Source organism: Sphingomonas sp. (assembly GCF_035758555.1).
In the GTDB taxonomy this organism is placed as follows: Bacteria; Pseudomonadota; Alphaproteobacteria; order Sphingomonadales; family Sphingomonadaceae; genus Sphingomonas_B.
The window spans coordinates 1-9930 of record NZ_DASTXI010000169.1 but is presented as its reverse complement, the minus strand read 5'-3'; the positions used below and the strand labels follow the sequence as shown (position 1 = coordinate 9930).

Genomic DNA, 9930 nt, shown 5'->3' with positions numbered 1-9930 from the left:
GCGAACGAAAGGGCGCCCCCGGACGTGATCGTGAAGCGCGCGGCGTCGGCGCCGCCGCCGATGCTGTAGGTCAGCGGCGCGCCTTCAGGATCGGTCGCGGTCGCGGTGTAGATGCTGGTTTGCGCATTCTCGGCGACGGCGGCGGTGGCGGCGGACGTGAATGCCGGCGGCTGGTTCGATGCTGGCGGGGTAGGCGTCGGCGTGGGGGTCGAGCCCCCGCCTCCGCAGGCGCCGGCGAGGAGAGCGGTTCCGATGACGAGAGCCTTGCGCACGCGATTTCCCCTTTTTCACGCGGGACGGGGATGATTGCGCGGATGCGGCGAAAAGGCCAGCGCGGTTGCGGCGCGGAATCGAGAGTGCGCAAACGCTCCAACCCCGTTCGGGCTGAAGGAGCCAAGGACGCCAACTCGCTCCAGGTCGGCTGATTTTTGTCTTTCGTCACCCCGGCCTTGAGCCGGGGTGACGAAAGAGCGGCTTGTATGAGTTCCGGACCTAGCTGCTGTAATACATGTCGAATTCTACAGGCGACGGCGTCATCTCCCACCGCGCCACTTCCTCGCGCTTCAGCTCGACATAGGCCTGGATCTGCTCGCGGCCGAACACGTCGCCTTTCAGCAGGAAGTCCATATCGGCTTCGAGCGCGTCGAGCGCTTCGCGAAGCGAGCCGCAGACGGTCGGCACGTCGGCGAGCTCGGCCGGCGGCAGGTCGTACAGGTTCTTGTCCATCGCGTCGCCGGGGTGGAGGCGGTTCTGGATGCCGTCCAGGCCGGCCATCAGCAGCGCCGCATAGGCGAGATACGGGTTGGCGAGCGCATCCGGGAAGCGGAACTCGACCCGCTTGGCCTTGGAGCCGGCGCCATAAGGGATGCGGCAGGAGGCCGAGCGGTTGCGGCTCGAATAGGCGAGCAGCACCGGCGCTTCATAGCCCGGCACCAGCCGCTTGTAGCTGTTGGTGGTGGGGTTGGTGAAGGCGTTCAACGCGCGGGCATGCTTGATGACGCCCCCGATGAAATACAGGCACATGTCCGACAGGCCGGCATAGCCGTTGCCGGCGAACAGCGGCTTGCCCGACTGCCAGATCGACATATGGGTGTGCATGCCGGAGCCGTTATCGTCCTTGATCGGCTTGGGCATGAAGGTCGCCGTCTTGCCATAGGCCTGGGCGACCTGATGCACGACGTATTTGTAGATCTGCATCCGGTCGGCGGTCTCGACCAGCGTGCCGAAGGTCAGGCCGAGCTCGTGCTGCGCCGCCGCGACCTCATGATGGTGCTTGTCGCAGGGCAGGCCCATTTCGAGCATGGTCGAGACCATCTCGCCGCGGATGTCGACCGCGCTGTCGACCGGCCCGACCGGGAAATAGCCGCCCTTGGCGCGCGGCCGGTGCGCGAGGTTGCCGACTTCATATTCGCGGCCGGAATTGGTCGGCAGCTCGATGTCGTCGATCCGGTAATAGCTGGTCGCATAGCTGTTTTCGAAGCGGACGTCGTCGAACAGGAAGAACTCGGCCTCGGGACCGACATAGATGGTGTCGCCGATGCCGGTGTTCTTCAGATACGCCTCGGCGCGCTTGGCGGTGGAGCGCGGGTCGCGGCTGTAGAGCTCGCCGGTCGAGGGCTCCACGATGTCGCAGAACAGGATCAGCATCGGCGTCGCGCTGAACGGATCGACATAGGCCGCGTCCAGGTCGGGCTTCAGGATCATGTCGCTTTCGTTGATCGCCTTCCAGCCGGCGATCGACGAGCCGTCGAACATCAGGCCGTCGGTCAGCGCGTCTTCATCGATCACGCCGGCGACCATGGACAGATGCTGCCACTTGCCCTTCGGATCGGTGAAACGGAGATCGACCCATTCGATCTCTTCGTCCTGAATGCGCTGGAGGATGTCGGCGGCAGTGGCGGGCATTGTCTTCTCCATCAATTCCCCTCCCTGAAAAGGAGGGTTAGGGGTGGGTGCCGGCCGCAGGCCGGGCAAAACTCAGTGGCCGAAAGTGCTCGCTGTCGCTCGCTACCCACCCCCGGCCCCTCCCTTTCAGGGAGGGGAGAGAATCAGAGAGCGTCGGCGTCGCGTTCGCCAGTACGGATGCGCAGGGCGGTTTCAACCGGCAAAACGAAAATCTTGCCGTCGCCGATGCGGCCGGTGTGGGCGGCGGCGGCGATCGCCTCGACGACGCGCTCGGCCAGGCCATCATCGACGACCACTTCCAGCTTCACCTTGGGCAGGAAGTCGACGACATATTCGGCGCCGCGGTAGAGCTCGGTATGGCCCTTCTGCCGGCCGAAGCCCTTCGCCTCGGTCACGGTGATGCCGGACACGCCGACTTCGTGCAGGGCCTCCTTCACTTCGTCGAGCTTGAACGGCTTGATGATCGCTTCGATCTTCTTCACGCAGGAAGCCCCCGCTTATTGTGCGCTGCACAAATCATGACGTGCCTCGCCACGAGTCGCAAGCGGCGTTTATGCGATCCGTCGCATTGTTGCAGCCGCTCAATGCCACGGCTGTTCAAAATCTCCGTTCGTTTCGAGCGGTTGGAATATGCGCTGACGCTTTATCCACAGCCGCCCTGCATCCACCAGCTGAGATCGCCGGTGCGCAGATCCTCGCCGTCGCCGCGGCGGAACAGCCAGAAGCGGGCGCCGCTCTCATCCTCCACATGGAAATAATCGCGCACCGCATCGCGCTCGCGCCCGTGCCTCCACCATTCGCCATAGATGCGTTCCGGGCCATCGCCGCCGACCAGCACATAGGTTCGGCCGCGCCAGGTGAAGCGCCGGGGCGGCGCATCGGGCAGCTCGGCGACGACATTGTCGATCGGCTCCGGCCGGGGCAGCAGGCGCGGCGGGCGCGCCCAGGCATCCGGCCAGGGAATGGGCGTGTCGAGCGGCCCGATCCGGCGGATGCCGCGTTCGGGCACGTCGCTTTCGACCGCGCTGAACCTGTAGAGGCGCTTCTCCCCGATCCGGCCGGCGATCAGGTCGATCAGCTGCGCCAGGTCGGGCACCGGCTTCGGCGCGGCGAAGTCGCCGGGAAGCACCGTGGCGCCGAGCGGCTCGGTGCGCACGGCGACCAGGCGCATCGAATCGATGCCGAAGCCGGGATCGATCGTCTCGATCCGGCGGCCGAGCAGCCGCAGCAGGTGCGCCTTGTCGCGCGTGGCGCGGGCGGCGCCGATCGCGACGCGTTGCTGCTGCCGGTCGACGCGTTCGCAGACCAGCAGCAGCGCGCGCGCGCCGAGACCCGCCTCGCGCAGCCGCTCGGCCAGCTCGTCGAGGAGATCGCCGATCGCGCGCGCGATCGTCTCCGCCCCGCCGATCGGCTCGGCGAAACGCAGCGTCGCGGCAGGCGCGTCGCGCGGCACGATCGGATCGAACGGCTCAGGCGCGCGGCCCAGCGCCCGGTCGAGCTTCAGCAGCACATCCTTGCCGAATCGCCGCACCAGCGGCCCGCGCGCGACGGCGGCCAGCTCGCCGATCCGCTCCAGCCCGAACCGGCGCATCCTGTCGACGATCGCCTGTTCGATCCGCAATGCCGCGACCGGCAGCGGCGCAAGAGCCGCCTGCTCGCTGTCCTGTGGGCAGAGAGTCAGCCGTTCGGGGCCGTAGCGTGCCAGCGCATCGGCCGCGGCGCCGTTGCTCGCAACGGCGATCCGCGCCTCGAGCCCCAGCCTTGCGCAGAAACGCAGCAGCCCGGCGCAGGCCTGGCGCTCGCCGCCATGCAGGTGCGCCGCGCCGGTCAGGTCGAGCCACAGCCCGTCGGCGCCTGCCGTCGCGACCAGCGGCGTGACCCGCCGCACGACGAAGCGGCCGATCCGCTCCAGCAGCGCAGCGTCGCCGGCAGGATCGGCATGGCGCACGTCCAACCCCGGCACCATCGCCCGCACCTGGGTGAGCGGCATGCCGGGCACGAGGCCCAACGCCAAGGCTTTGCGGCACGCGGCGGCGAGCACCATGCTCTGCTTCAGGCGCTGCGCGGTGACCAGAGGGCTGTCAGGCAGCCCGCCGTTCGTCCGTTCGGTCCGCCTGATCCGGTCGGTGGGAAGAAAGGGCAGGTAGAGCGAGGCGCCCCTGCGCATCCGAAGCCTCCAGCAAAAGGGAAAAACCGGGACCGCCGCGCTGGCGGGCAAGCTCGACATGCCAGCGGGCGCGGCCGATCCCCGGCATCGAAAGCGGTGCGGAGGGAGCGGAGCCGATCCGCCAGCGGGTCAGCGCGCTCGACGGCTCGGCCAGCGGATCGTCCCGGCGCCAGCGGCGGAGCAGCAGCGCCATCGTGCCGCCCTCCTCTGCCGCCAGCTGCAGCCGCCGCGTCTCGGTGAGCCCGGCGCGGCCGATTTCGCCAACCACGGCGGCCAGCGCGCCGTGGCGGAGGCCTTCTTCCATCACCGCCAGCACATCGGCATCGTTGCCCGCCTCGGCGATCAGCAGCTTGTCCGGGCCCAGTCCGGCCTGGGCAAGGCCGGGCGCGAACAGGTCGCGCCGCGCGATCGCCCACAGCACCGTGCCGTGCCGCCGCGCGCGCCGCGCGGCGATCCCGGCCAGGAACAGGGTCGCCGCCGCATCGTCGCTATAGCTGCCCGTCGCGCCCGCGGCCTCGTGCACGCCCGCATCGGCCAGCCCCTTGCCCGCCAGCCGCGCGTCGAGCTCGCCCAGGCCGAACGGCAGCACCGCCGCCGGGTCCTTCCCCGCAGCGGCGATCCCCCGCACCTCCGCGCGGAGGCGCTCCAGGCGCAAAGCCCGTTCCATGCTGACGACTCGACTCATATGTTCCCTTTATGTTCCTATACGCGCAGGAACAGAGTCAATGAAGGTTGCCCCCCGACTTGCCGTCCATATCTTGTCGAGCGAAGGAGATTCCTGATTGGGCGAGGTGCGAAAGATCGAAGTGCCGATCAGCAGCGAATTGGCGGCTGAAATCGACGCTGCCATTGCCGCCGGCGGCTATCGGGACTTTTCCGATCTCGTTTCCGAAATGCTCGACAGCTGGCATTCCTGCCGCCACGACGATTCCGAACGCCTGCGTCGCCTATGGAAGGAAGGCTTGGCAAGCGGAGAGCCCATCGAAGGCGGTTTCGATCTCGAAGATATCAAACGTCGAGGAATGGAACGGCTCTCGTGCGTGTCGTTCACCAAGCCCGCGATCTCTCCAGGATCGAACTCGACTGACCGTTCTTGACTGGCGTCGCGCGCCCCCCGATGATTGCCGGATGAGCAAACCCGATCCCGGCACTTTCTTTCGCGAGATGCTCGGCCAGTGGGAGGGCATTGCCGGGCAGTTCGGGGCGGAGATGATGAAGTCCGGCGCCACGAATGCCGGTCTCAAGGCCCGCGAAGCGGCGAAGGACGCGATGACTCGCGCGCTCGAGGCCGCCAACATGCCGAGCCGCGAGGACATGGCCGACATGACCGCCCGGCTGCGCGGGGTCGAGGCGCGGCTGGACCGGATCGAGACGCTGCTCGCCCGGATCGCCGACCAGCAGCCTCCGCCCGCTCCCAAGCGACCCGAGAAGCCGGCGAAGAAGAGCGGATGAGCTCCGCCCCGCCCGCCGCCGCACGGAGCCGCGCGCCTTGACTCACCTGCCCGTCACGATCCGCCGCTTCCGGCCCGACGATGTCGACGCGATGCTCCGCTTCGCGCGCGGCCTGGCCGAGCACGACCTGCTGTTCCTCAGCCGCGACCTGAAGCACCGCAAGGTCGTCGAGGCCTGGCTGGAAGCGGTCGAGGACGGGTTCATCGACAGCTTCGTCGCGGAAGACGGCGACGCGATCGTCGGCAGCTGCGCGCTGGTCCGCGATCCGCTCGGCTGGTCGACCCATGTCGGCGAAATCCGCCTGCTGGTGTCGCCGCAGCTGCGCGGCCAGGGCGTCGGCCGGCGTCTGCTCGAGGAAATGCTCAAAGTCGCCGAACAGCGCGAGCTGAAAAAGCTCGTCGCGCAGATGACGCCGGACCAGCGCGGCGCCATCCAGCTGTTCGAGGAAAGCGGCTTCCGCAACGAAGCGCTGCTGAAGGGCCAGGTCATCGACCGCCAGGGGGCGGTCCACGACCTGGTCCTGCTGAGCCTGCGCCTGGAAGATTAGGTCACCGGCACTCCGGCTGGCTGTTCTTGTCGATCGAGCGGCCGGCCAGCGCGCCGGCGCCGGCGCCCAGGATCGTGCCGACCGCACTGCGGCGGCCGCCGTCGATCGCGCGGCCGAGCAGCGCGCCTGCGACGCCGCCGATGATCGTCCCGGTGGTGCCGTCGCTGCGCTTGCAATAGACCTGCCCGTCGGCGCCGCGCCAGGTCGGGCCGTCATAGGCGCGCGCGAGCCGCTCCCGCTCCGCTTCGTAGCGCGCGCGGGCGTCCTCATAGGCCTGGCGTTCGCGGTCGAAGATGTCGCGCTCGCGGTCGAACCGCGCCTGCGCCGCATCGAACCGGCGCTGCGCCGCGTCCATGTCCGCGTCGATCGTGCGGCTGTCATAGCGATCGTCGTACCGGTCGTCGTAGCGCGGCGGCGGTGCCGGCTGGGCGACCGCGGCGACCGACGACAGCAGCGCCGCGGCAAGCCCGGCGGCCAGAACAGATGTACGCATGAATTCCTCCGTTGAACCCGATGGCGCCAGCATATCGCCGCTTCGCTGAACGGCGGGCAACGAAACCGGGCGCTCAGGCCGGACGGATCGCCGCATTCTCGACCGTGAAGCGTGCCGCGCCCGCAGGCGCATCGGCGAACAGCGCCGGCTCGGTGCCCGTCATCCACACCTGCCCGCCGCCCGCGCCGAGCCGGTCCAGCAATGCCGCGCGCCGGCGCGGATCGAGGTGAGCGGCGACTTCGTCGAGCAGCAGCACCGGCGGCCGGCCGGTCCGTTCCGCAACCAGGGCCGCATGGGCGAGCACCAGTCCGATCAGCAGCGCCTTCTGCTCGCCGGTCGAGCAGCGTTCGGCGGCCTGCCCTTTGCCGAGATGCGTGACGCGCAGATCCTGCCGGTGCGGCCCTTCGGTGGCGCGGCCCGCGGCGGCGTCGCGGCCGCGATTGGCGGCGAGCGGCCAGGGCGCCGACGCATTCCACCCGTCCAGCGCCAGCCCGGCACGCGCGAAGATGCTGTCCGGCTCGTTCGCGATCCGCCCGGCCAGCGCCGCGACCGTGCGCCCCCGCGCCTCCGCCACAGCCAGCCCGTGCTCGTGCATCTGCGTTTCGAGCGCGGCCAGCCAGGCGGGGTCGGCGGGCTCCACGCCGCTCAGCAGCCGCGTGCGCGCGCGCATCGCCGCTTCGTAGCGCGCGGCGTGGTGCGCGTGCCCCGGCTCCAGCGCCAGCACCAGCCGGTCGAGAAAGCGCCGGCGCCCGCCCGCGCTTTCGCTGAACAGCCGGTCCATCGCCGGCGTCAGCCACAGCACCGACAGCCGCTCGGCAAGCGCATTCGCCGCCGCCGCGACGCCGTTGATCCGCACCACCCGCCGCTCGGGCGCCGACGCCAGCGCGCCGGTGCCGATCTCGACGCCGTCGCCCAGCCGCGCGGCGACGGTAAAGCCACCCGGCCCGCCCTGCCGCGCCATGTCCGACAGCGCCGCGCCGCGCAGCCCCCGCCCCGGGGCCAGCAGCGACACCGCCTCCAGCAGGTTGGTCTTCCCCGCCCCGTTCTCCCCGGTCAGGATCACGAGACCCGCCCCCGGCGCGACTAGCGCGTCGGCGTAGGATCGGAAATCGGTGAGGGACAGGCGGGCGATCACCGCCCCGCTCTAACCGACGATTACAGCCCCGTCAGGCCCTGCTCGGCGAGGCGCTTCTGGGCGCGGAGGTAGCGGACCGGTTCGGGGATGTTGAGGCGGCGGCGCGCCTGGTCGAGCGGCTCGTGCAGCAGCTGCTCGTAATCCTCGCCGGACAGCCAGGCGGCGCGCTTGCCGTTGCGGTATCCTTCCCAGACGGCGCGGAAGAAGCCGGTCTCTCCGGTAATGCGCAGCGATTTGAGCGCGGCGCCGCCCGAGATCACCGCCCAGCCGAGCCCGTCGGTCTGCGCATAGGAAAAGGCGATCAGGCAGGATTCGCCCAGCGGCTCGTCGGCCTGATAGCCGGTCAGCACGTGCCAGATATCGTGCACGTCGCGCTCCCGCCGGCCGATCCAGCCATAGGGATGCTCCATCTCGTCCTCGAGATGCTGCGCTTCCGACACGTCGGCCAGGCCCATTGCGGTATAGCCGGTGCGGCCGAGGAAATCGCGATAGGCGGCGCCGACCGTGCCGGGCGCGAAGCCGGCGATGAAGCCGGGCTCGCTGAACCGCTCCGACAGCTCGACGCGCCGATAGGCGATGCGCCCGCCGCCGGGGCTTTGCAGCAGCTTGCGGTATTGCTTGGCCGGCGTGTCCGCGTTCAGCGCGCGCATGATGCGGAATGCCTGGACGGTGTCGTCGCTGTCGGCGAGCAGCGTGCGCAGCGCGACCCACGCCGCCTTCCAGTCGCGGCGGCTGGACGTGCCGTAGACGGTCGGCGCCTCGGTTTTGCCGGGCCGTTCGGGTGCGAGAGTTGCCATCGGAGCCGTCAATTATGATCTAAGCGCCCGTTCGGCAATGATTCAGAGCCCGGTTTTCCCCATTGCCGCCAGCTCCGCCTGGGTGCGGCGGTAGAGCACGGGATCGGGAATGCCGAGGCGCCGGCGCACCTGGTCGATCGGCTGGTGCATCAGCTGCTCGTAATCCTGTCCCGAAAGCCACGCCGCGCGCTTGCCGCCCCGATAGCCTTCGATCACCGCGCGCGCGAAGGTCCAGCGGCCGGTCACGCGCTTTGCCTTCAACGAGGCGCCGAGCGCGATCGCTGCCCAGCCCAGCCCCCTGGTCTGGGCGTAGGAAAAGGCGACCAGGCACGCTTCGCCAAGCGGCTCGTCCGCCTGATAGCCGGTCAGCACGTGCCAGATATCGTGGATGTCGCGCTCGCGCCGGCCGAACCAGGCATAGGGGTGCTCGGCGTCGTGCGGCACATTGTCGGCCTGCGAAACCTCCGCCAGCCCCATCGCCGAATAACCGGTGCGGCGCAGGAAATCGCGATAGGCGGCCCCGACCGTGCCGGGCGCGAAGCGCGCGATATAGTCGGGATCGCTGAACAGTTCCGCCAGCTCGGTGCGGCGAAAGGCGATGCGGCCGCCGCCCGGCGTGTCGAGCAGGCGGTGATAGTTCATCGCGCCGTTGCCGGCATTCAGCGCGCGCATGATCCTGAACACCTGGACGGTGTCGTTGCCGTCCTGGAGCAGCTTGCGAAGCGCGATCCACGCCCCCTTCCAGTCGCGGCGCATGGCGGTGCCGGGGACAGGGAGCATCTGCGGTTGAGGTTGAGCGACTGTTGCTGACATGATTGTCAGTATAGCTGCCGGGCCGCGATTGTGCAAGGGGCGAGGGCGTGAGACAGTGGCGTCGATCTGCACAGGGGGAATCCGATGCGTACCGCGATCCTGGTCGTTGCTCTCTGCTCCGCCGCTCCCGCTTTCGCCCAGCCCGCCGCCAAGGTCGCCGAAGACGCGGCAATGACGCCGGTCGAGGACGTGAACATCAAGAAGAAGGAGATCCCGCCGGTGCTGCTATCGGCTGCGGACGATCCCTATTCGAACGAAGCCACCCGCAATTGCGCGCAGCTGACGACGGCATTGGCGAGCCTCGACGCCGTGCTCGGCCCCGATTTCGATTCGGGGACCGAAGGCAAGCACGGCCTGACGCCCACCTCGGTCGCGAAAAGCATGGTCGGCAGCTTCATTCCCTTCCGCGGCGTGATCCGCGAGGTCAGCGGGGCCGCCGGGGCGCAGCGCCGCTACGACGCTGCCGTCGACGCCGGAATCGCGCGGCGCGGCTATCTCCGCGGCATCGCGCGGACGAAGGGCTGCAAGCGGCCGGCCGCGGAGACGGTGGCGGCGAACTAGGGTGTGTACTCACATCCAGCATCGGCGTGACGGGGCGTATTTTGGCCTGTGGATAGGAGC

Annotated in this window: 12 protein-coding genes and 1 pseudogene; 4 read left to right on the top strand and 9 right to left on the bottom strand. The window is 69.2% G+C overall.

Annotation, left to right across the window (positions count from 1 at the left end; translation table 11 throughout):
• The 5 genes and pseudogenes from VFT73_RS09930 to VFT73_RS09910 all read right to left on the bottom strand — a co-directional run.
• A pseudogene (locus tag VFT73_RS09930) lies at positions 1 to 272 on the bottom strand (hypothetical protein); the annotation flags it as partial.
• A 220-nt stretch (positions 273 to 492) separates the two neighbouring features.
• Entirely contained in the window at positions 493 to 1905 is a 1413-nt protein-coding gene (gene glnA, locus VFT73_RS09925; RefSeq protein ID WP_326410467.1) for a type I glutamate--ammonia ligase, read from the bottom strand.
• A 143-nt stretch (positions 1906 to 2048) separates the two neighbouring features.
• Complete coding sequence (locus VFT73_RS09920) at positions 2049 to 2387, bottom strand: P-II family nitrogen regulator (RefSeq protein ID WP_326410464.1); 339 nt, start codon at positions 2385 to 2387, stop codon at positions 2049 to 2051.
• A 161-nt stretch (positions 2388 to 2548) separates the two neighbouring features.
• Positions 2549 to 4072 (bottom strand): DUF6504 family protein, encoded by a 1524-nt coding sequence (locus tag VFT73_RS09915; RefSeq protein WP_326410462.1) that lies wholly within the window; start codon positions 4070 to 4072, stop codon positions 2549 to 2551.
• On the bottom strand, positions 3987 to 4757 hold the full coding sequence (locus VFT73_RS09910; RefSeq protein WP_326410459.1) for a protein ImuA: 771 nt from the start codon (positions 4755 to 4757) through the stop codon (positions 3987 to 3989). Before VFT73_RS09910 ends, VFT73_RS09915 begins: the two co-directional genes overlap by 86 nt.
• A 97-nt stretch (positions 4758 to 4854) precedes the next feature.
• Between VFT73_RS09910 and VFT73_RS09905 the strand changes: the two genes are divergently transcribed.
• Genes VFT73_RS09905 through VFT73_RS09895 form a run of 3 tightly spaced genes read left to right on the top strand, consistent with a single transcriptional unit; the run spans position 4855 to position 6071 of the window.
• Entirely contained in the window at positions 4855 to 5169 is a 315-nt protein-coding gene (locus VFT73_RS09905; RefSeq protein WP_326410456.1) for a hypothetical protein, read from the top strand.
• A 31-nt stretch (positions 5170 to 5200) separates the two neighbouring features.
• Positions 5201 to 5524 (top strand): hypothetical protein, encoded by a 324-nt coding sequence (locus VFT73_RS09900; protein ID WP_326410452.1) that lies wholly within the window; start codon positions 5201 to 5203, stop codon positions 5522 to 5524.
• 37 nt (positions 5525 to 5561) lie between these two features.
• On the top strand, positions 5562 to 6071 hold the full coding sequence (locus VFT73_RS09895; RefSeq protein WP_326410449.1) for a GNAT family N-acetyltransferase: 510 nt from the start codon (positions 5562 to 5564) through the stop codon (positions 6069 to 6071).
• Position 6072: 1 nt separating this feature from the next.
• Here the strand turns inward: VFT73_RS09895 and VFT73_RS09890 are convergent, their stop codons facing one another.
• From VFT73_RS09890 to VFT73_RS09875, 4 genes are all read right to left on the bottom strand, one after another.
• Positions 6073 to 6564: a glycine zipper 2TM domain-containing protein gene (locus VFT73_RS09890; RefSeq protein ID WP_326410447.1), complete on the bottom strand. Its 492-nt coding sequence runs from the start codon at positions 6562 to 6564 to the stop codon at positions 6073 to 6075.
• Positions 6565 to 6637: 73 nt separating this feature from the next.
• Positions 6638 to 7699 carry a DNA replication/repair protein RecF gene (recF, locus tag VFT73_RS09885; protein ID WP_326410445.1) on the bottom strand — a complete coding sequence of 354 codons (1062 nt, stop codon included), beginning with the start codon at positions 7697 to 7699 and terminating at the stop codon, positions 6638 to 6640.
• A 20-nt stretch (positions 7700 to 7719) separates the two neighbouring features.
• The gene (locus VFT73_RS09880; protein ID WP_326410441.1) at positions 7720 to 8496 is read right to left on the bottom strand and encodes a Coq4 family protein; all 777 of its coding nucleotides are present in this window, start codon (positions 8494 to 8496) and stop codon (positions 7720 to 7722) included.
• Positions 8497 to 8538: 42 nt separating this feature from the next.
• A complete protein-coding gene (locus VFT73_RS09875) occupies positions 8539 to 9276 on the bottom strand; it encodes a Coq4 family protein (RefSeq protein ID WP_326410438.1) in 738 nt (245 codons plus the stop codon).
• A 117-nt stretch (positions 9277 to 9393) separates the two neighbouring features.
• Between VFT73_RS09875 and VFT73_RS09870 the strand changes: the two genes are divergently transcribed.
• Positions 9394 to 9870, top strand: a complete 477-nt coding sequence (locus VFT73_RS09870) for a hypothetical protein (RefSeq protein ID WP_326410435.1) — start codon at positions 9394 to 9396, stop codon at positions 9868 to 9870.
• The last annotated feature ends 60 nt before the right edge of the window (positions 9871 to 9930 follow it).